The sequence below is a fragment of the Janibacter sp. Y6 genome (genome assembly GCF_040900765.1).
Taxonomy (GTDB): Bacteria; Actinomycetota; Actinomycetes; order Actinomycetales; family Dermatophilaceae; genus Marihabitans; species Marihabitans melonis.
Map to the genome: position 1 here is coordinate 283,541 of NZ_JAKLYZ010000004.1, position 20,873 is coordinate 304,413.

Below are 20,873 nucleotides of genomic sequence, written 5' to 3' on the forward strand. Positions count from 1 at the left end.
CCGGAGGGTCGGGAGCGGGCCGCGGGCGCGACCGCGGATTTCCGGCATCGGCGCTCCTGCTGAGACAATCGCGCTCATGCCCATGAAGACCCGCTCAGACGTGCGCAACGTCGCCATCGTCGCCCACGTCGATCACGGCAAGACCACCCTCGTGGACAAGATGCTGTGGCAGGGCGGCACCTTCGGCGAGCACGACAAGAGCGGCTCCGTCGACCGCGTCATGGACTCCGGTGACCTCGAGCGCGAGAAGGGGATCACGATCCTCGCGAAGAACACCGCGATCCGCTACACCGGTCCGTCCGCCTCCGACTTCGACGCCCCCGAGGGCGTCACCATCAACATCATCGACACCCCCGGCCACGCCGACTTCGGCGGCGAGGTCGAGCGCGGCCTGTCGATGGTCGACGGCGTCGTCCTGCTCGTCGACGCGTCCGAGGGCCCGCTGCCCCAGACCCGCTTCGTCCTGCGCAAGGCGCTCGCCGCGAAGATGCCGGTCATCTTGTGCATCAACAAGGTCGACCGCCCCGACAGCCGCATCGCCGAGGTCGTCGACGAGGCCTACGAGCTCTTCATGGACCTCGACGCCGACGCGGACCAGATCGAGTTCCCCATCGTCTACGCCTCGGCGAAGGCGGGAGCGGCCAGCCTCAACCGTCCCGAGGACGGCGGGCTGCCCGACAACGGCGACCTCGAGCCGCTCTTCCGCACGATCATGGAGACGATCCCGGCGCCGGCCTACGACGACGAGACCCCGCTCCAGGCGCACGTCACCAACCTCGACTCGAGCAACTTCCTCGGTCGCCTGGCCCTGCTGCGCGTCTTCAACGGCGAGATCCGCAAGGGCCAGCAGGTCACGTGGTGCCGTCACGACGGCTCGCAGGAGCGCGTGAAGATCACCGAGCTGCTCATGACCGAGGGCCTGGAGCGCAAGCCGCTGGAGGACAAGCCCGCGCGCCCGGGCGACATCATCGCCATCGCCGGCATCCCCGAGATCATGATCGGCGACACCATCGCCGACGCCGAGAACCCCGTCGCGCTGCCCGTCATCACCGTCGACGAGCCGGCCATCTCGATGACCATCGGCACGAACACCTCGCCGCTCGTCGGCCGTGGCGCGACCCGCGGCACGAAGGTCACCGCCCGCCTCGTCAAGGACCGGCTCGACCGCGAGCTCGTCGGCAACGTCTCGCTGCGCATCCTGCCGACCGAGCGTCCCGACGCCTGGGAGGTCCAGGGCAGAGGTGAGCTCGCGCTCGCCATCCTCGTCGAGCAGATGCGCCGCGAGGGCTTCGAGCTCACCGTCGGCAAGCCGCAGGTCGTCACCCGCGAGGTCGACGGCAAGACCCACGAGCCGGTCGAGCGCCTGACGATCGACACCCCCGAGGAGCACCTCGGCGCGATCACCCAGATCCTCGCCTCCCGCAAGGGGCGCATGGAGCAGATGACCAACCACGGCACCGGCTGGATCCGCATGGAGTTCCTCGTGCCCAGCCGCGGGCTCATCGGCTTCCGCACGGAGTTCCTCACCGAGACGCGGGGCACCGGCATCGCCCACCACGTCTTCGAGGGCTACGAGCCGTGGTTCGGCACGATCACCACGCGCATCTCCGGCTCGCTCGTCGCCGACCGCAGCGGTCCCGTCACCGCCTACGCGATGGTCAACCTCCAGGAGCGCGGCACGCTCTTCGTCGAGCCGACGACCGAGGTCTACGAGGGCATGATCGTCGGCGAGAACTCCCGCGCCGACGACATGGACGTCAACATCACCAAGGAGAAGAAGCTCACCAACGTGCGCGCCAGCTCCGCGGACAACTTCGAGAAGGTCGTACCCCCGCGCAAGCTCTCGCTCGAGCAGTCGCTGGAGTTCTGCCGCGAGGACGAGTGCGTCGAGGTCACCCCCGACGCCGTGCGGATCCGCAAGGTCGAGCTCGACCAGGTGCTGCGCAACCGGCTGGCCCGCTCGCGCAGCTGAGCCCCAGGACGTCCCCAGGAGGACCTCACCGATGACCCCCGCCCCCCGCCGCGCCGCGGCGCTCGTCACGACGAGCGGCCTGCTGCTCTTCTCCGCGTGCACCTCGGCAGACGGCGGCGGGGGAGGGGGCGCGTCGGGCGCGAGCACGACGCCCCTCGCGGGCCCGGAGCAGCAGCTCACGGTGCTCTCCCAGGGCCCGGTCCTCTCCTGGGACCCCCAGCGGATCACCTCGCGCCAGCAGTCGGCCTTCGCCGGCCGCACCTACCTGCGCACGCTGACGACCTACGCGCCCGCGACCGACCTCGCCGGGCAGAAGGAGCTCGTCGGCGACCTCGCGACGAGCACCGGCCGGGCGAGCAAGGACCAGACGCGGTGGTCCTTCACCCTGCGCAAGGGCGTCAGCTGGCAGGACGGCTCGCGGATCACCTGCGGCGACCTGCGCTACGGGGTCTCCCGCTCCTTCAGCAAGGACACCGCCTCCGCCGGGTACGCGCTGACCTACCTCGACATCCCGAAGAAGCCGGACGGCAGCTCGCGCTACCCCGGCCCCTTCGGCAGCGCGGGTCGCAGCGCCGGGGCGACGAACCTCATCCAGGCCGCCGTCACGTGCTCCGGCGACACGATCACCTACCGGCTCAGCGAGCCCGTCGCCGACTTCGGCGAGGTCGTCTCCACCCCCGAGTTCGCACCCGTCAAGCGCAGCACCGACAAGGGCGACGACTCCGCCTACCTCGCCTACTCCAACGGCCCGTACAAGCTCGAGGACGCGTGGCAGCCCGGTGAGGGCGGCACGTGGGTGCGCAACGAGGAGTGGGACGAGCAGAGCGACCCGGTGCGCGAGCCCACCCTCGAGCGCATCGTCCACCGCGAGGGAGTCGAGCCGGTCGAGGCGGTCGAGACCATCACCGAGGGCGACGACGGCTCGCGCTCGGTGCTCCTCGACCCGCTGCCCGACGGGCTGCAGCAGCCCGTGGCCGACGCCGCCGACCAGGTGCAGAGCGTCACCAGCGACGGCCAGATCGTCGACTACCTCGCGCCGAACCACACGAGCGAGGTCATGCGCAGCGCCCGGGTGCGCACCGCCCTCGCTCTCGCGACCGACCGCGAGGGCTACGCACGGGCCCTCGGCGGCCAGGCGGTCGCCACCCCCGTGTGGTCGCTGCTCAGCACCGCCCTGCCCTCCGCCCACGAGCCGGTCCTCGACCGCGGCCCCACTGGCGACCCCGAGGCCGCCCGCGCCCTGCTCACCCGGGCGAAGCAGGAGAGCCCGCGCATCCGGGTCGCCTACCGCTCCGGCGAGCAGAGCGACGCGGCGATGGCCGCGCTGAAGTCCGGCTGGGAGAAGGCCGGCTTCGTCGTCGAGCTCGAGGGCCTCGGCGAGGACTACTACACGACGATCGCGCAGCCGGCCTCGGCGAAGAAGTACGACGTCTTCTGGTCGAGCTGGGGCGCGGACTACCCCTCGGCGGCGACGGTGCTCCCGCCGCTCTTCGACGACCGGATCAACATCACGAGCGCCTCCTCCGGGCGCGACTACGGCTACGTGCGCGACGACGCGGTCAACGCGGCGATGGACAAGGCGATGGCCGTCGCCGACGCCGACCGGCGAGCCGCGGCATGGACGAAGGTCGACACCACCCTGCTCGAGCAGGGCAGCTACGTCCCGCTCGTGCAGCACCGGTCGACCTTCGTGGCCGGCCAGGAGGTCACCGGGCTGAGCAGCAACGCCGTCTTCGGGGGCACCCCGGAGATGGGCACGATCGGCGTGGCTCGGTGAGCCTGCGCCTGCTCCTCGTCCACGCCCACCCCGACGACGAGAGCATCGCCACGGGGGTCTGCCTCGCTCACCACGTCGCCGCCGGTGACGAGGTGCACGTGCTCACGTGCACCCTCGGCGAGCAGGGCGAGGTCATCCCGCCCGATCTCGCCCACCTCGACGCCGATCACGACGACGCCCTCGGGCCCTACCGCCGTGAGGAGCTGCGCCGCGCGATGAGCGCGATCGGCACGCAGCACCGCGTCCTCGGCGAGGGAGCGGGCACGCTCTCGCGCTACCGGGACTCGGGCATGGTCGGCACCCCCTCGCAGGACGACCCCCGCGCCTTCGCCCGGGCCGACGTCGCCGAGGCGGCGGCCCTCGTGCGCGACGTCGTGGAGGAGGTCGACCCCGACCTCGTCATCACCTACGACCCGCAGGGTGGGTACCGCCACCCCGACCACGTCCAGACCCACCGTGTCGTCTGCGCCGCGGTCGCCGCCCTGCCCGCGGCCGCCCGCCCGGGCGTCCTCGCCGTGCTCACCCCGCGCAGCTGGGCCGACGAGGACCGGGCCCACCTCGCGCAGCACGGCCCGGCGCGCGCCTCGTGGACGCTGCCGACCGGCGAGCACCCGCCCCAGGTCGTGCCCGACGAGCTCGTCGCCTTCGAGGTCGTCGACCCGCAGGCCGTCGCCGGCCAGGTCGCCGCTCTGCGCGAGCACCGCACCCAGGTGAGCGTCGAAGGCGATCAGTACGCGCTGTCCAACGACATCGCGGCCCGGCTCTCCGGACGCGAGGGCTACGCCGAGCTCGACGTCGAGACCGGGGCGCTCGTCCCCCCTTCGTCCCCCGCTCGCCGACCCCTCGCCGAGGCGGTGCGCCGATGAGCCTCGAGCCCAGCGCCGCCCTGCGCCAGGCGATGAGCCGGCTCGCGACGGGTGTGTGCGTCGTGACGACGACCGTCGACGGCCACGACCACGCGATGACCGCCAACGCCTTCACGTCCGTCTCCCTCGAGCCGCCGCTCGTCCTGCTCTGCGTGCGTCTCGACAGCGGGTTCCAGGACGCCGTGAGCACGGCGCGCCGGTGGGGCGTGAGCGTCCTCGCCGAGGAGCACCGTCGCATCGCGAGCTGGCTGAGCACCCCGGGGCGCCCCCTGCAGGGCCAGCTCACCCGGGTCCCGCACCACCGCGGCGAGTCCGGGGTCGTCCTGCTCGACGGAGCCCTGGCCACCATGGAGTGCGAGACTGTCGAGGAGCACGTGGCGGGCGACCACGTCATCGTCGTCGCCGAGGTCATCAGGGCCGACCACGCCGACAGCGGCAGCCCGCTGGTCTACTACCGCAGCACGTACACGAGCACGAGGTGAACGCATGAGTGACCGCCGCGACGACGGCCGCCTGACGGACGAGGAGCTGGACGGCCAGGGGCCGCGCCGCCGCGGCCGTGGGGTCCTCGCCGGGCTCTTCGTGCTCCTCGTCCTCGGGGCGCTCTACGTCGGCACCGCGGTGTACTTCGGCGACCGGGTGCCCGCGAGCACGACCGTCGGCGGCGTGAGCATCGGCGGCATGGACGAGTCGGAGGCGCGTGCCGCCCTCGAGCGGGGCACGAAGGACGCCGTGACCCAGCCCCTGCAGGTCGAGGGCGCCGGCACGAAGACCCGCATCGACCCCGCGAAGGCCGGCCTGACCGTCGACTACGACGCGTCGCTGGCCGGGCTCACCGGCTTCAGCCTCAACCCCGCCGACGTCGTCGCCCACGTGCGCGGGGGTACCTCGCGCGACCTCGAGGCCGAGGTCGACGACGACGCGCTGACCAGGGCTGTCGCCACGGCCGCGAAGACCTTCGAGAAGAAGCCCGTCGAGGGGTCGGTCGCGGTGACCGACGGCGAGGTCGTGACGAAGAAGTCCGCCACCGGGCGCGCGGTCGACCGCGACGCGCTCGTCGAGCAGATCTCCTCCGGCTGGCCGCAGACCCGGACGTACTCCGCGAAGACCTCGACCCTCGAGCCGACGCTGGCCCAGGACGAGATCGAGCGCTTCACCACCGAAGAGCTCGACCCCCTCGCCGACGGCCCGGTGGAGATCACGACGACCGACCCGGCGGCGAAGGGGGCGGCGCGGAGCGTGAGCTTCAGCGTCCCCGCGAAGGAGCTCATGAAGGCGGTCACGGTGTCGGCCGACAAGGGCGAGCTGTCCTACGACGTCGACGAGGCCAAGGTCTCCGCGGCGGTCGTCGCCGCGGGCACGAGCTCGGGCACCCTTCGCCCGGCCAAGGACGCCGAGGTCGTCCTCAGCGGCTCCCAGGACTTCTCGGTCACGCCGAGCCAGTCCGGCCTGAGCCTGAAGAAGGACGGCGTGGCCGCGCCCGTCGTCGCCGCGATGGCGAAGTCGGGCGACCAGCGCACCGCCGCCGTGCCCTCCGAGGCGACGAAGCCCGAGGTGACGACCGCGATCGCGCGCAAGACCATCCCGAAGGAGGAGATCTCCACCTTCACGACGTACATGTCGACCTACGGGCCCCGCGTCGAGAACATCAAGCTCGCCGCGAGCCGGCTCAACGGCGCCTACGTCGGCCCGGGGCAGACCTTCAGCCTCAACGACCACCTCGGGCCGCGCACCGCGGCGAAGGGGTACAAGTCGGCGGGCGTCATCATGAACGGCCGCCTCGCCGAGGACTACGGCGGCGGCATCAGCCAGCTGTCGACGACGCTCTTCAACGCCGTCTTCTTCTCCGGGGCGCGGATCGAGGAGTTCCACCCCCACTCCTTCTACATCTCGCGCTACCCCGAGGGCCGCGAGGCGACGATCAGCTACCCGGACGTCGACAACCGCTTCACGAACAACACCAAGGGCGGCATCCTCATCCGCGCGAACGCCACGAACTCGCAGGTGACGGTGAGCTTCTACGGCGTCAAGACGTGGGACGTCGAGGCGAAGAAGGGCCCGCGGCGCAATGTCGTGCAGCCCAAGACGATCACCGACGACTCGAAGGGGTGCGTGCCCCAGGCGCCGACCCCGGGCTTCGACGTCACGGTGACGCGCGTGCTCAAGCCCGTCGCGGGCGGTGCCGCGACGACGAGCACCTTCGACACGCACTACATCCCCGAGGACGACGTCACCTGCACCAACCCGTGACGGGACGAAGGGGTCAGCCTCTCGGGTAGACGGGGACGTCGCCGGTGACGACGAGGCCGACCCGCTCGCCCTCCTGCGGGGTCCGCGTCCCGGGGACCCGGGAGAGCGCGGCCTCGCCGCCGTCGAGCCGGAGGTCGACGAGCGCGTCGTGCCCGAAGTAGCGCACCGAGACCACCTCGGCAGGGGCACCCTCCGGTGGGACCACGAGGAGGACCTGCTCGGGACGCACGACGACGTCGACGGCGGTCCCGGGCGGACCTCCTTCGCCCCGGACGCGGACGCGGCCGAAGGCGCAGGTGACGGTCCCGTCGGCCTCGAGGACCCCCTGGACGCCGATGGACTCGCCGAGGAAGGCAGCCTCCCTCGGGCCGGACGGGCGCTCGTAGACCTCACGCGGCGAGCCGACCCGGGAGAAGAGCCCGTCCCGCATGATGGCCACCTGGTCGGCGAAGGAGAGCGCCTCGCCCTGGTCGTGGGTGACGAGCACCGTCGTCGCGCCCCGCTCGGCGAGGGCCGCGGCGACGGCCTCGCGGGTCGAAGCCCGCAGCGCCGTGTCGAGAGCGGCGAAGGGCTCGTCGAGGAGGATGATCGCGGGGTCGAGCGCGAGCGCCCGGGCGAGGGCGACCCGCTGCTGCTGACCGCCGGAGAGCTCGTGCGGCCGGCGCCGGGCGAGAGAGGGGTCGAGCCCGACGAGCTCGAGCAGCTCCCCCACACCGTCGCGTCGACGCCGCCGCGAGCGGTCCCAGCCGAAGGCGACGTTGTGCCCCACGTCGAGGTGGGGGAAGAGCCCGCCGTCCTGGCGGACGTAGCCGATCCCGCGTCGCTCCGGGGGCAGGTGCACCCGGGGGGAGGCGATGACCTCGTCGTCGAGCCGCACCTCGCCGTCACCGAGGTGCATGAAGCCCGCAACCACGCGCAGCAGCGTCGTCTTGCCGCAGCCCGAGGCGCCGAGCACGGCTGTCGTCGACCCGGCCGGCACGTCGAGGTCGACGCCGCGCAGGACGGGGGTCTCGCCGTGGGCCGCGGTCACGCCGCGGACGTGCAGGCACCTCATCGGCGCGTGCCGCTCTGCCGCAGAAGCAGGATCGTCAGCGGCGCGGACAGGAGGATCATCATCGCCGCATATGGTGCCGCACCGACGTAGTCGAGCTCGTCGCTGGCCGCCCAGAAGGCGGTCGCGAGCGTCGAGGTCCCGGTGGGCGCGAGGAGCAGCGTCGCGGTGAGCTCGGTGGCCGACGCGATGAGGACGAGGGCGGCGCCGGTGAGCATCGACGGCGCGACGAGCGGCAGGAGCACGCGACGCAGGCGGTCCGGGCCGGAGGCACCGAGCGAGCGGGCGGCCTCGACGAGCTCGGGCGGGGCGGCGGCGAGCCCGGCGCGCAGGCTGACCATGGCGCGGGGCACGAAGAGGATCGCGTAGGCGATGACGAGCACCGACGCGCTCTGGTAGATCGCCGGCAGGTAGCGCACCGTGACCGTGACGAGCGCGAGGCCGACGACCACCCCGGGCAGGGCGCTCGCGAGATAGGTCGTGCGCTCCATGACGAGCGCGGCCCCGGTGCGTCGTCGGTCGAGCAGCCAGGCACCAGGGAGGGCGGCGATCGTCGCGACGATCGCCGCGGCGGCGGCGAGGCCGACCGTCGAGCCGGTGGTGAGGAGCAGTGAGGGTCCGTCGGGGGTGGTCGCGACCCAGCGCACCAGCCACCGTCCGACGAGGGTGAGGGGGAGGGCGAGCGAGAGGACGACGAGGGCGCCGAGCCCGAGCAGGGCGGGCAGGCGGAGCCGGCCGAGGGACAGCGGGGTGTGCGGCTGGTGGGTGCCGCTGCCGACCCGGCTGACCCGGGCGGTGCCACGGAGCAGCATCTCGAGGCCGAGCAGGGTGAGGCAGAGGCCGACGAGCGCGACGGCGAGCAGGCTGCCCTCGTCGTTGCTGAAGCCGACGGAGTACTGCGTGAGGATCGCTGTCGTCAGCGTCGGGAAGCGCATCATCTCGAGCACGCCGTACTCGGCGAGCAGGTGCAGCCCGACGAGCAGCGTGCCGCCGCTCATCGCGGGGCGCAGCCGCGGGATCACCGTGCGGTGCACCGCCATGAGCGGTCCGAGACCCTGCGAGCGGGCGAGCTCCTCGTCGGAGCCGTCGAGGTCGCGCAGGATCGCCGCCACCGGCAGGTAGACAAAGGGGAAGTACGCGAGGGTCGTCACGAGGGCGGCGCCGAGCAGGCCGTGCAGGCCGGGGGCGAAGGAGATCCACGCGTAGCTGGCGACGAAGGCGGGGATGGCCAGCGGCGCGGCGAGCAGGACTCGCCAGACGCCGGCGCCAGGCAGGTCGGTCCGCTCGACGAGCCAGGCCGCGGTGATCCCGATGAAGAGCGTCGCGGGGACCGTGAGCGCGACGAGCCCGAGGGTGTTGAACAGCAGCTCAGCGATCCGGGGCCGGACGAGGTAGTCGATCGCGTCGGCGGCCGGCATGCGCAGCGCGCGCGAGCCCACGACGAGCAGGGGCAGCACGGTCACCGCCGCCACGACGAGCGCGGCGGCGGTGACGAGGAGGCTCGAGGGGCTCGGGCGATGCGCTGCCAGGGACATGGGTTCCTAAAGGATCCCGGCGTCGGTCATGAGCTCGGTGACCTTCTCCGAGCTCAGGCCGAAGGGGTCGACGGGCGGGGCCTCGAGGGAGTCCAGCGGCGGGAGGGCCGGGTCAGAGTCGACGCCCTCGGCGACGGCGTACTCCATCGACCCGGAGTCGACGAGCACCTGCTGGCCCTCGGGGCTCGTGACGTAGGCGAGGAACTGCTGCGCCTGCTCGGCCTTGTCCGAGCTCTTGAGCACGCCGCCGCCGGAGAGGGAGACGAAGGCCCCCGGGTCCTCGTTCTTGAAGTAGTGGAGCTTCGTGCTGCCCGAGCCCTCCTTGGTCCCGGCCTGGTCGCGGTACCAGTAGTAGTGGTACATGACGCCGACGGGGACCTCACCGGCGTTGACGGCCTTCATCGTGGCGATGTTGTTCTGGTAGATCCGGGCTCCGTCCTTGAGGGCCTCGAGCCAGGCGGTCGTCTTCTCCTCGCCCTGGTCGGCGAGCATCCCCGCGACGATGGCCTGGAAGTCCGCGCCGGAGGCGCCGCAGCCCCAGCGGTCCTTCCACTCTGGCCGCTGGAGGTCCATGAGCGAGGTGGGGAGCTCGTCCTCGGAGATCTCGTCGGGGTTGTAGACGAGGACGGTGGACCGGGCCGCGATGGCGGTCCACGTCTGGGAGGAGGGGCGCCGGTCCTCGGGGATGGCCTGCAGGGTCGCCGCGTCGACGGGGGCGAGGAGCCCAGCGCTGTCGACGAGGGTCATCGCCGGGCTGTTCTCGGTGAGGAAGACGTCGGCGGGCGACCGGTCACCCTCCTCGACGATCTGGTGCCCCATCGAGGCGTCCTTGCCCTGCCGGACCTGGGTCTTGATGCCGGTCTTCTTCGTGAAGGCGTCGGCCCAGGCCTTGGTGACGTTGTCGTGCTGCGAGGAGTAGATCTGCAGCGCCTCGGGGTCGGGCGTGTAGGCCTCGCCGTCCTCGGAGCTGCCGCAGGCGGTCAGGGCGAGCGACCCGGTGAGGACGACGGCGGTGAGGAACGAGCGACGGTTCATGGGTGGGACCTCCGGGGTCGGACGGGCAGCGCCCGCATGATGCGGGGCGCGGGGGCGAAGGGGGTGGCCCGGGTCCCCGGACGGGCGTCGGTGACGCGCCGGGTGGCTCGGCGGACGACAGGCTCGCTCACGGCGGCGAGGACGAGGCCGGCGGCCACCGAGGCGAGCAGGCCGAGCCAGTCGGATTCGACCCGGGTGAAGACCTGGAACTGGACGAGGTAGATGTGCAGCGACGCTCCGGCGAGGGCGCCGAGCGCGGGGACGGCGGGGCGGGGGACCCGGACCCGGGGGACGAGGGCGACCAGGGCCACGAGGGCGAGGACGGTCAGTCCGCGGCTCGTCGTCTGGAAGAAGCCGGCCAGGCCGACGGCGAGCAGGGCCAGCGTGATCCAGGTGTGCAGCGGCCGTCGGGCGAGCGCGAGGGCCACCCCGGCCGCGACGAACCAGAAGACGGTGCCGGGCAGGCCACGCGTGGGTCCGGTGCCCTCGGGCACGAGGACGTAGCGCGGGACGAGGGCGAGGGCCGTGAGCGCCATCGCGCACTCCCACGGGCGGCGCGCGACGAGGCGTGCGAGCGGCGGGATGCTCAGCAGACCGGCGAGGACGACGATCGCCGCGAGCAGCGCCTCGACGAACCACAGCTCGATGCGCGGTCCCCACTCGACCCGCCCGAGCAGCCAGTTGAGGTGGACGACGTTGGCCCAGCCGTAGGCGCCGGTCGTGAGGTGCACGGCCAGCGCGACGGCGCTCGCCGGCAGGGCGATGCCGACGAGGAGCGCCCCGGTCCGCCGCCACCGCTGGGCGAGGGTCGGGGCGACGAGGGTGAAGGCGGCGAGGTGGTAGCCGGCGACGACGAGGAGGGTGTGCGCGCCGCCGGGGAGGTCGGTGAGGCCGACGTGCGTCGCGCAGATGGCGAGCACCGCGAGGGCCCGGACGAGGACGCTCGTCTCCACCGAGCGGGTCCAGCGGTCGAGCCACCGCCGACGCGGTCGCTGCGCCGCGGCCCGGACGAGATCGGTGAGCGGACGCTGGTGCCAGCCGCGTGGGAGCGGGCCGAGCACCGCCTCAAGCCCGAGCGTGGCGCGCACGAGGGAGAAGGAGTCGCCGCCCTGGTCGGCGAAGGAGCGCTCCAGCCGGACCGGACGTCCGAGGGCCGCGGCGAGGGCAGCCCTGGCTCGGGTCGCGAGGTCGCCGTCGGCCGCGCCGGAGCCGTCCTCGACCGCGGCGAGGGCGAGCGCGGCGCACCGGGCGCGGTCGGGCTTGCCGCTCGCGGTCCGGGGCAGCGTCGGGACGGTGGCGACGACGACCTGGGCCGTGGTCAGGCCCGAGCAGCGGGCCGCCTCCGTGGCGACAGCGTCGGCGTCGGTCGCGGTCGTCGTCACGAGGAGTCGTTGGTCGTCGGAGGTCACGCAGGCCTCGACCCCCGCCGTGTGCAGCCGGTCGGCGACGTGGTCGAGGTCGACGCGCAGCCCGAGGATCTTGGCGACGGCGGAGCGCCGCCCGACGACGTGCAGCAGGCCCTCGTCGTCGAGCCGGCCGAGGTCTCCGGTGCGCAGCTCGGGGGTCCAGCCCCCGAGTGCCAGGTCGGCCGGTTCGACGGCGTAGCCGAGCATGACGCCCGGGCCGCGGAAGACGATCTCGCCGACCTCCCCCTTCGCCTCCGGGACGGTGGTGTCTATGCGGACGGAGGAGCCGGCGACCGGACGGCCGACGACCCCGGCGGGGCGCGCACCCTCGGCGGGGTCGAGGACGGTCATCCGGGCGGTCGCCTCGGTCTGGCCGTACATCACGACGAGCTGCCAGGACGAGCGCGCCTCGACCGCGCGCACTCGGGCGAGGCGGGTCGCGCCGAGAGCGCCACCGGCCTGGGTGACGAGCCGGATCGAGGAGGGGAGCGTGTCGAGGTCACCGGCCGCGTCGAGCAGGTCGAGGGTGTGGGGGACGACCGGCAGGGTGGTCGAGCCCGCGACGTCGCGCCAGAAGCCGGGGTCGGTCACCGGCGCCTCGCTCAGCGCGACGCTGCCGCCGGAGACGAGGTGAGAGTGGAGCACCGAGAGCCCGAAGCAGTAGTGCAGCGGCAGGGCGAGGGCGGCCCGGTCGCTCGCGCGCAGGTGGAGCGCCTCGGCGATGCCGTGGGCGTTGGCCGACAGCGCCGACCGGGAGATCCGGACGAGCTTGGACGAGCCGGTGCTGCCGGAGGTGGGCAGGAGGACCGCGAGGTCGGGGTGCAGGACGTGCGCCGGGGTGCCGGTCAGCCGGGCGAAGGGGGAGCGCAGCTCGCCCGTCGCGGTGAGATCGGGTCTCCACGGGGCGGGGGTCTCGGCGCCGGGGCGCGTGAGCAGCCCGACGTGCCCGGCGCGCTGGACGGCGAGGTGCGCGACTATCCCGGGGAGGTCGCGGCCGAGCGGCACCCGGACGAGGAGGCGGCCCTCTGTGGCGGGCGGCAGCGTCGCGGCGGCGTGGGCCACGAGGCGGTCCAGCTCGCGGTGGCTGACGACCCGGCCGTCAGCGACGAGGGCCGCGGCGTCGACGTCGAGGGTGGGCTGATCGACCCACCGGTCGATGCTGCGCGTCGTGGTGGGCCGCGTGGGCGCGAGAGCAAGCGGCACAGTGAGCAAAGTTAGCCTATCCTTGCCTCCGTGCGAAGTCCGTCCGTCTCCACCTCCCCGGCGCTCGTCCGGTGGCTCTCCGTCGCGGACGTCGACCCGGCCTGGCACGGCCTCCTCGACGCGGGGGAGCGCGGCCGCTACGAGGTCAAGGGCAGCGACGCCGAGCGGGCTCGGTTCCTCGGTGCTGCCGCCCTCATGCGGGAGGTCGCGGCCGAGCTCGCGGGGTGCGACCGTGCCGATGTCGGCCTGCACCGCGCGTGCCCGGACTGCGCCGAGCCGCACGGCCGCCCCGTCCCGACCGGGGCCGCCGCTGGCTGGCACGTCAGCGCCTCGCACTCCGGCCTCCACGTCCTCGTCGGCGGGGCCGCTCGCCCTCTAGGCGTGGACGTCGAGGTGGTCCGGACGGCGCCTCCTTCGCCCCGGCTGCTCGAGCGGGTCCTGGCGCCGGGCGAGGCGGTGCCGGCAGACCCCGAGGCGTTCGCCCACCTGTGGGCGGCCAAGGAGGCCTACCTGAAGGCGATCGGGACCGGGCTGGCCCTGTCGATGTCGCGGGTCGTCGTCGATGCGGGCGAGGTCGGGCTGCGCGACGAGACTCACCCGGCCGGGCGGCTCACCCGGCTCGACGCCCCGGACGGGGTCGTCGGCTGGCTCTGCGTGCTCTAGCGGTCGTGCTCTAGCGGTCGAGCCGCAGGTAGGCGTAGCGGTGGTGCGTCGTCAGGCCGGCCCGCTCGTAGAGCGCGACCGCGCCGGTGTTGGGCTCCTCGACCTGGAGGTAGCTGAGCACGACCCCGCGCTCCAGCGCGATCCGCCCGGCGGCCGCGGTGAGGGCCGCGCCGATGCCGCGGCGTCGGTGCCCCGGCACGACGTGCACCCCGTAGAGCCCTGCCCAGCCGGCGTCGAGGGCCACCCGGGCAACGCCCAGAGCCTCACCCCCTTCGTCGCGGGCGAGGAGGAAGACCTGCTCCCGCGGTGCCGAGAGCACCGCGCGGGTCGCCTCGGGGCGGGCCAGGGCGCGCGGGTTGGCGACCTCGAGCCACTCGTCCGCGAGAGCGGGGCTCTCCTCGATCGTGACGTCCGCAGCGGCGCCGGTGGGGAGGGCGTCGCGCAGCCCTTCGCCGCGACCGGTCATGACGAGCGTCGGGGTGAGCAGGCGCCATCCCTGGCCCAGCAGCCCTGCGGCGAAGGGGTCGTCGGACCAGTCCGCGCGAGGCGGCAGCGGGACCTGCAGGAGCGGGGTCAGACCCCGGTCGCGGTACCAGCGGACGACCGTTGCGACGGCCGACTCGTCGGTCGTGCCGGGATCCCCCAGCGGGAGCGCGGAGTTGGCCCGACCTGTGTACCCGCCGCCGGCCCGCAGCAGCCAGCCTCGGCCCGGCTCGCCGAGCCACTCCGTCTCGAGGCCCGGGTTGCCCTTCGTCATGACGAGGTGCAGGTCCTCGATGGCGATCGCGCGGTGCGGAGCTCCTCGACGGCTGGGGCGGGGCGGGATGACCCGGGCGGCGACGACCAGCTCGCGGGGCAGGGTGGCCTCGCCCTGCCGGGTGCGGACGACGACCTCGTGGTCGTCGACCGAGACCACCTCGCCGACGGTGTCGGTGAGGGTCGGACCGCCGGGCGCGGCGTCGGGGAGCCTGGTGCGGATAGCCATGCGGACTCCTGAGGTGAGCCTGATGTCCGCGCCGTCCACAGGCGGCATAGTATGGCGCGCATGACGTACGTGATCGCTCAGCCGTGTGTGGACCTCAAGGACAAGGCCTGCATCGAGGAGTGCCCGGTCGACTGCATCTACGAGGGTGAGCGCAGTCTCTACATCCACCCCGACGAGTGCGTCGACTGCGGTGCGTGCGAGCCGGTGTGCCCGGTCGAGGCGATCTACTACGAGGACGACACCCCCGAGGAGTGGGCCGACTACTACAAGGCCAACGTCGAGTTCTTCGACGACCTCGGCAGCCCCGGCGGCGCCGCCAAGATGGGCATGATCAAGAAGGACCACCCCCTCATCGCCGCGCTGCCCCCGCAGGAGCACGACGAGTGACGACGGCGTCCGGGCTCTCCGGCCTGCCGGACTTCCCCTGGGACTCGCTCGCTCCGCTCAAGGAGCGGGCGAGAGCCTTTTCCGGCGCGGACCAGGCGCAGGGCGACGGGCTCGTCGACCTCTCGGTCGGCACCCCCGTCGACAGCACCCCGCCCGTCGTCCAGGACGCGCTGCGCGCGGCCGCCGACGCCCCGGGCTACCCCCAGACGTACGGCACCCCGCCGCTGCGCGAGGCCGTCTCCGCGTGGTTCGCCCGGCGTCGCGGTGCGCCCGACGTCGACCCCGACGGGGTCCTGCCGACGATCGGCAGCAAGGAGCTCGTCGCCTGGCTGCCGACGCTGCTCGGCATCGGTGCCGGTGAGTCCGTCGTCTTCCCGACCGTCGCGTACCCGACGTACGACGTCGGCGCCCGGATCGCCGGGGCGACCCCGGTGCCGGCCGACGCGACGACCGCGCTGGGGCCGGTGAGCGGCGCCTCCGCCCCGCGCCTCATGTGGCTCAACTCCCCGAGCAACCCGACCGGCCGCGTCCTCGGCGTCGAGCACCTGCGCAAGGTCGTGCGCTGGGCGCGCGAGCGCGGTGTCGTCGTCGCCTCCGACGAGTGCTACGCCGAGCTGGACTGGCGCTCCGAGGAGGAGCGCGGCCAGTCCTACGACGAGCTGCCCACCACGCCGAGCATCCTCGACCCACGCGTGTGCGAGGGCTCCCACGAGGGCCTGCTCGCCGTGTACTCGACGAGCAAGCAGTCCAACCTCGCCGGGTACCGCGCCGCCTTCGTCGCCGGCGACCCGACCCTCGTGCGCCGCGTCCTCGAGGTCCGCAAGCACGCCGGCATGATCGTGCCCGCGCCCGTCCAGTCCGCCCTCGCCGCGGCGGTGTCCGACGACGCCCACGTCGCCGAGCAGCGAGCCCGCTACGCCGCCCGGCGCGACGTGCTCCTGCCCGCCGTGCAGGCCTTCGGCCTGCGCGTCGAGGACTCCGCGGCCGGGCTGTACCTGTGGGCGACGGCCGACGAGCCGGCCGCGACCACCCTTCGCCGTCTGTCCGACCGGGGCGTGCTCGTGGCGCCGGGCACCTTCTACGGGGCGGCCGGCGCGCACCACGTGCGCATCGCCCTCACGGCCACCGACGCCCAGATCGCCGCTGCCGCAGCCCGGCTCACGGCCTGAGCGCCGGCGTTCCCCAGGGTGGGCCCGTGTGGATCGGGCCGCGACGGCTGGGGTAGTTTCGGACGAGACCACGCGGTGCGTCTGCCCTCACCCGGGCGTGACGGGCCAGGCGTCACGACTGCGAAAGGGCAGGAGTTCTTCTTATGACTGACAGCGCCACCTTCTCCGCCGGGGGCAAGGACCTGAGCTTCCCGCTGATCCCCGCCGCCGAGGGCAACAGCGGCTACGACATCTCGAGCCTGATGAAGGAGACCGGCAACACCACGCTCGACGTCGGCTTCGTCAACACCGCCTCGGCCGAGTCGAAGATCACCTACATCGACGGCGACCAGGGCATCCTGCGCTATCGCGGCTACCCGATCGACCAGCTGGCCTCGAAGTCCACCTTCACCGAGGTCGCCTACCTGCTCATCTACGGCGAGCTGCCGACGACCTCCGAGCTCGAGGACTTCGAGGAGCGGATCAGCCGCCACACGATGCTCCACGAGGACCTCAAGGCCTTCTTCAACGGCTTCCCGCGGGACGCGCACCCGATGCCGGTGCTGTCCTCGGCCGTCTCTGCGCTGGGCACCTTCTACCAGGACAGCCTCGACCCCTTCGACCACGAGCAGGTCGAGATCTCGACGATCCGCCTCCTCGCGAAGCTGCCGACCATCGCTGCCTACGCGCACAAGAAGAGCGTCGGCCAGCCCTTCCTGTACCCGGACAACTCGCTCTCGCTCACCGAGAACTTCCTGCGGATGACCTTCGGCTTCCCGGCCGAGCCCTACGACCTCGACCCCGAGATCGTCAAGGCGCTCGACCAGCTCTTCATCCTCCACGCCGACCACGAGCAGAACTGCTCGACGTCGACCGTCCGCCTCGTCGGCTCGGCCCACGCGAACCTCTTCAACTCGGTCTCCGCCGGCATCCACGCCCTGTCCGGCCCGCTCCACGGCGGCGCCAACCAGGCCGTGCTCGAGATGCTCGAGCAGATCCAGAAGTCCGACGACGGCGCCGAGACCTTCATGAAGAAGGTCAAGAACAAGGAGGACGGCGTCCGCCTCATGGGCTTCGGCCACCGCGTCTACAAGAGCTACGACCCGCGCGCGGCCATCGTCAAGGACGCGGCGCACACCGTGCTCGAGAAGATGGGCGGCGACGAGCAGCTCGAGATCGCGATGAAGCTCGAGGAGATCGCCCTCAAGGACGACTACTTCGTCGAGCGCAAGCTCTACCCGAACGTCGACTTCTACACCGGCCTCATCTACACGGCGATGGGCTTCCAGCCCAAGATGTTCACCGTGCTCTTCGCCATCGGCCGCCTCCCGGGCTGGATCGCCCAGTGGCGCGAGATGATCGAGGACCCGAAGACCAAGATCGGCCGTCCGCGCCAGATCTACATCGGCGAGACCGAGCGCGACTACGTCGGCATCGACGAGCGCTGACTCATCGATAGGCGCTGACTCATCGATAGGCGCTGACCTCGAGGTCGAGCGAAGGGGGCCACCCGGCCGGGTGGTCCCCCTTCGTCGTGCTCGGAGCGGGTTCGGCGTGGGGCGGGTCAGCCGTCGGCGAGGGTGATCCGGACGGTCGAGGCGTCGACCGGGTCCGGTGCGGCCGACCAGCTGGACCCGTCCTCGCGGGTCCACATGCGGTCGCCGACCTGCACGGAGGTGACGCCGTGCCCCTTCGCCGTCGCGACCGCCCACGCCCCGACACCCCACGCGCGACGCTCCTGCGAGGCCCGGACGACCACGACGCCGTCCCCGGTGTCGGCGCGGTACCCGGTCTCGGTCCGCAGGCTCTCGACGAGACGCTCGCGGTCGCCCGCGCCCGTCGGCGGGTCGAGGCGGCAGACCAGGCCTTCGGGGGAGTGGCCGGAGATCGCCGAGGCGATGGTGCGGCCCTCGTGCTCGTGGTCGGCGTAGGCCTCGGGGTAGGCGCTGCGCTGGACCTCCTGGGCGATCTCGGTGATCCGCATGTCCTGCCAGCCGTCGACCTTGACGAGCGCGTCGTAGAAGGCGTTCGTCGAGTAGCGGGGGTCGAGGATCTGCTCGACGGTGCCCCAGCCCTGGCTCGGGCGCTGCTGGAAGAGGCCGACGCTGTCGCGGTCGCCGTAGGTGATGTTGCGCAGCTTGCTCTCCTGGATCGCCGTGGCGACCCCGATCGAGCCGGCGCGGGCGGGCAGGCCACGGCGCTCGGCGACCTGGACGATCGTCGCCGCGTTGTGCATCTGCTCGGGGGTGAAGCTCACGTCCTGCTCGAGCGCGGTGGCCTCGCACGACTCGCTCCACGGGGTGATGACCTTGTCGCGCACCCACCACGCGGCGCCGCCGAGGAGCCCGAGCACGGCCACGCTCGCGACGAGCGCGCGGTTGCGGCGCACCCGGGCGCGCGAGACCGCCCGCTCCTCGGCGAGGGGCGGGCGGTCGGCGGCGGGACGGCGGGGCGGCATGGCTAGTTCGTGTGGAGGGCCTCGTTGAGGGCCACGCCGTCGCCCGTGCGGTCCTTGGCCTCGACGGCGCCGGTGACCGAGTTGCGCAGGTAGAGCAGGCCGCTGCGGCCGGAGAGGTCGCGCGCCTTGACGACGGTGCCGTCGGGGAGGGTGACCTTCGTGCCGGCGGTGAGGTAGAGCCCGGCCTCGACGACGCAGTCGTCCCCGAGGGCGATGCCGACGCCGGCCTCGGCGCCGACGAGGCAGCGCCGGCCGATGGCGACGCGCTGGGTGCCGCCGCCGGAGAGGGTGCCCATCGTCGAGGCGCCGCCGCCGATGTCGGAGCCGTCGCCGACGACGACGCCCTGGCTGATCCGGCCCTCGACCATCGAGGTGCCGAGGGTGCCGGCGTTGAAGTTGACGAAGCCCTCGTGCATGACGGTCGTGCCGCTCGCGAGGTGCGCGCCGAGACGGACGCGGTCGGCGTCGCCGATGCGCACGCCGGCCGGGATGACGTAGTCGACGAGGCGCGGGAACTTGTCGACCGAGTAGACGGTGACCTGGCCGCGGGTGCGCAGCCGGGCGCGGGTGGTCTCAAAGCCCTCGACCGCGCACGGGCCGTGGTTGGTCCACACGACGTTGGTGAGCACGCCGAAGAGCCCGTCGAGGTTGATCGAGTTGGGCTCGACGAGGCAGTGCGAGAGCAGGTGCAGGCGCAGGTAGGCGTCGCTCGCGTCCTGCGGGGCCGCGTCGAGGTCGATCGCGACGGTCACGACCTCGGTGCGCACGCCCCGGGCCTCGTCCTGCCCGGCGAGTGCGGTGAGCTCGGTGGGCACCTGGTCGGCCTCGGGGGCCTGCCCGAGCCGCGGCTGCGGGTACCACGTGTCGAGCACCGTGCCGTCCGTCGTCGTCGTGGCGATCCCATGGCCCCAGGCTGCGCGCGTCGTCATGCCCCGGAGTCTACGAACTGCTGCCCGTTGCCCCGAACTCGCTTGCCGTCTCCCCGTGGTCGCCTGGCCCGGGAGCGACAAAACCCTGCTGGCTGGGTCTTGATGAGTCAGCAGGGTCTCGACAGGGTCCTGGCACGTCAAGGGGCTGCTGGCAGGGTCTTGTAGGGCGGAGGGGGTGCCCGGAGGCGCCGATCGGAGGGGTTGGTGGCGAAGGGAGGTCAGGCGGCCAGGGCGAGGGCGCGACTGATCTTGGCCCGTGCGATCGTCGGCTGCCTCAGGTCTCGCCACATGAGCCGCACCACGACGTACCCCCGGGCACGCAGGTCGTCCTCGCGTGTCTTCTCGTCGACGAGGACCTGGCGGTCCGTGTACTTCAGCGCGCCGTCGAACTCGAGGATCACCCGGGTGCCCGCGATGAGGAAGTCCACGCGCCACGGGCCGATGTCGACCTGGGGGATGAGCGGCACGTCGAGGAGGTCGCACACCAGCGCGGTGAAGCTCTCGCCCGGTGACTCGCGCCGGCGATCAGCGAGCCGAAGCGCATTCCTCACGGCCCCGATGCCGCGCGTCCCCCGTGGGACGCGGGCCACTGCCGCCTCGAGGTCGGCAGGCTCGACGAGCCCCGCGTGCAGGGCCGCGTCGGCGGCGGCGAGCGCGGTGATCGGCCGCTCGGTCAGACCTGCGGCGACTGCGGCGTCCGCCGGTCCGACTGCGGGGACCGGGGTCGCCACCAGCGGGTGGCGGTCCGAGGTGATGACGTCCCGCCGATATGTCCGCAACGTGTAGCCCTTCTCGAGCCGGGTCGACGCCGCCTCGGCCCTCACGAGGTGGACGAGCCCGAGGTCGGCCTCGACGACCGGCAGGTCGTGCAGCAGGAGGGCCGATACCGAGTCGGCGGCTGTGCGGCGGGTCAGACGCGACAGGTACGCCACGGTGCGCAAGACATGCATGTCTGCGGAATCCGCGGGAGGCGAGATGCTCCAGACGCCCCGGACCACCTGGGTGATGAGACCGGCCCGACGCATCTGCTGCAGGACGAGGCGATGCACGCCGGCCCTGCCGGCGGCCCCGGTGGTGAAGACGCCGTTGACCTCGATCGCGGCGAGCAGCGGCAGGGTGTCCTCCATCGCCGAAGTCTGGCGCGGATCCCCCTTCGCGCCGATCGTCTCTCCACAACCCTGCTCCTACGAAACCCTGCCAGCAGCCCT

The 20,873-nt window shown here is 72.8% G+C and carries 17 protein-coding genes; 9 read left to right on the forward strand and 8 right to left on the reverse strand.

Annotated elements, in window-relative coordinates; translation table 11 throughout:
• The first annotated feature begins 76 nt into the window (after window positions 1–76).
• Genes typA through L6241_RS11715 form a run of 5 tightly spaced genes read left to right on the forward strand, consistent with a single transcriptional unit; the run spans window position 77 to window position 6,865 of the window.
• A complete protein-coding gene (gene typA, locus L6241_RS11695; protein ID WP_123092182.1) occupies window positions 77–1,972 on the forward strand; it encodes a translational GTPase TypA in 1,896 nt (631 codons plus the stop codon).
• Window positions 1,973–2,003: 31 nt separating this feature from the next.
• Window positions 2,004–3,749, forward strand: a complete 1,746-nt coding sequence (locus L6241_RS11700) for an ABC transporter substrate-binding protein (RefSeq protein ID WP_368246338.1) — start codon at window positions 2,004–2,006, stop codon at window positions 3,747–3,749.
• The gene (gene mshB, locus L6241_RS11705) at window positions 3,746–4,615 is read left to right on the forward strand and encodes an N-acetyl-1-D-myo-inositol-2-amino-2-deoxy-alpha-D-glucopyranoside deacetylase (protein ID WP_368246339.1); all 870 of its coding nucleotides are present in this window, start codon (window positions 3,746–3,748) and stop codon (window positions 4,613–4,615) included. The genes L6241_RS11700 and mshB overlap by 4 nt, the downstream gene beginning before the upstream one ends.
• Window positions 4,612–5,097, forward strand: a complete 486-nt coding sequence (locus L6241_RS11710; protein WP_191563374.1) for a flavin reductase family protein — start codon at window positions 4,612–4,614, stop codon at window positions 5,095–5,097. Before mshB ends, L6241_RS11710 begins: the two co-directional genes overlap by 4 nt.
• A 4-nt stretch (window positions 5,098–5,101) precedes the next feature.
• Window positions 5,102–6,865, forward strand: coding sequence for a VanW family protein (locus L6241_RS11715; RefSeq protein WP_368246340.1), 1,764 nt, complete (start codon window positions 5,102–5,104; stop codon window positions 6,863–6,865).
• A gap of 13 nt (window positions 6,866–6,878) precedes the next feature.
• On the opposite strand, the gene L6241_RS11720 is transcribed toward L6241_RS11715, so the two are convergent.
• The 4 genes from L6241_RS11720 to L6241_RS11735 are packed head-to-tail and all read right to left on the reverse strand — an operon-like array spanning window position 6,879 to window position 13,095.
• The gene (locus L6241_RS11720; protein WP_251719325.1) at window positions 6,879–7,919 is read right to left on the reverse strand and encodes an ABC transporter ATP-binding protein; all 1,041 of its coding nucleotides are present in this window, start codon (window positions 7,917–7,919) and stop codon (window positions 6,879–6,881) included.
• Window positions 7,916–9,451, reverse strand: a complete 1,536-nt coding sequence (locus tag L6241_RS11725) for an ABC transporter permease (protein ID WP_368246341.1) — start codon at window positions 9,449–9,451, stop codon at window positions 7,916–7,918. The genes L6241_RS11720 and L6241_RS11725 overlap by 4 nt, the downstream gene beginning before the upstream one ends.
• 6 nt (window positions 9,452–9,457) lie before the next feature.
• Window positions 9,458–10,486: an iron ABC transporter substrate-binding protein gene (locus L6241_RS11730; protein ID WP_368246342.1), complete on the reverse strand. Its 1,029-nt coding sequence runs from the start codon at window positions 10,484–10,486 to the stop codon at window positions 9,458–9,460.
• On the reverse strand, window positions 10,483–13,095 hold the full coding sequence (locus L6241_RS11735) for an AMP-binding protein (RefSeq protein ID WP_251719322.1): 2,613 nt from the start codon (window positions 13,093–13,095) through the stop codon (window positions 10,483–10,485). The genes L6241_RS11730 and L6241_RS11735 overlap by 4 nt, the downstream gene beginning before the upstream one ends.
• 30 nt (window positions 13,096–13,125) lie before the next feature.
• Between L6241_RS11735 and L6241_RS11740 the strand changes: the two genes are divergently transcribed.
• Window positions 13,126–13,758, forward strand: coding sequence for a 4'-phosphopantetheinyl transferase superfamily protein (locus L6241_RS11740; protein ID WP_251719321.1), 633 nt, complete (start codon window positions 13,126–13,128; stop codon window positions 13,756–13,758).
• A 10-nt stretch (window positions 13,759–13,768) separates the two neighbouring features.
• Here L6241_RS11740 and L6241_RS11745 read toward each other — a convergent pair whose 3' ends face one another.
• Window positions 13,769–14,743, reverse strand: a complete 975-nt coding sequence (locus L6241_RS11745; protein WP_251719320.1) for a GNAT family N-acetyltransferase — start codon at window positions 14,741–14,743, stop codon at window positions 13,769–13,771.
• A gap of 60 nt (window positions 14,744–14,803) precedes the next feature.
• Between L6241_RS11745 and fdxA the strand changes: the two genes are divergently transcribed.
• The 3 genes from fdxA to L6241_RS11760 all read left to right on the forward strand — a co-directional run bounded on the left by fdxA (window position 14,804) and on the right by L6241_RS11760 (window position 17,726).
• Entirely contained in the window at window positions 14,804–15,130 is a 327-nt protein-coding gene (fdxA, locus tag L6241_RS11750) for a ferredoxin (RefSeq protein ID WP_068277350.1), read from the forward strand.
• A complete protein-coding gene (gene dapC, locus L6241_RS11755) occupies window positions 15,127–16,299 on the forward strand; it encodes a succinyldiaminopimelate transaminase (RefSeq protein ID WP_368246344.1) in 1,173 nt (390 codons plus the stop codon). Before fdxA ends, dapC begins: the two co-directional genes overlap by 4 nt.
• Before the next feature lie 143 nt (window positions 16,300–16,442).
• Window positions 16,443–17,726, forward strand: a complete 1,284-nt coding sequence (locus L6241_RS11760; protein ID WP_123092174.1) for a citrate synthase — start codon at window positions 16,443–16,445, stop codon at window positions 17,724–17,726.
• Between the two features lie 116 nt (window positions 17,727–17,842).
• Here L6241_RS11760 and L6241_RS11765 read toward each other — a convergent pair whose 3' ends face one another.
• The 3 genes from L6241_RS11765 to L6241_RS11775 form a co-directional block, all read right to left on the reverse strand.
• Complete coding sequence (locus tag L6241_RS11765) at window positions 17,843–18,736, reverse strand: hypothetical protein (protein WP_368246345.1); 894 nt, start codon at window positions 18,734–18,736, stop codon at window positions 17,843–17,845.
• Between the two features lie 2 nt (window positions 18,737–18,738).
• On the reverse strand, window positions 18,739–19,665 hold the full coding sequence (dapD, locus tag L6241_RS11770; protein ID WP_068277362.1) for a 2,3,4,5-tetrahydropyridine-2,6-dicarboxylate N-succinyltransferase: 927 nt from the start codon (window positions 19,663–19,665) through the stop codon (window positions 18,739–18,741).
• A gap of 218 nt (window positions 19,666–19,883) precedes the next feature.
• A complete protein-coding gene (locus L6241_RS11775; RefSeq protein WP_368246346.1) occupies window positions 19,884–20,792 on the reverse strand; it encodes a DUF559 domain-containing protein in 909 nt (302 codons plus the stop codon).
• Window positions 20,793–20,873 lie beyond the last annotated feature (81 nt).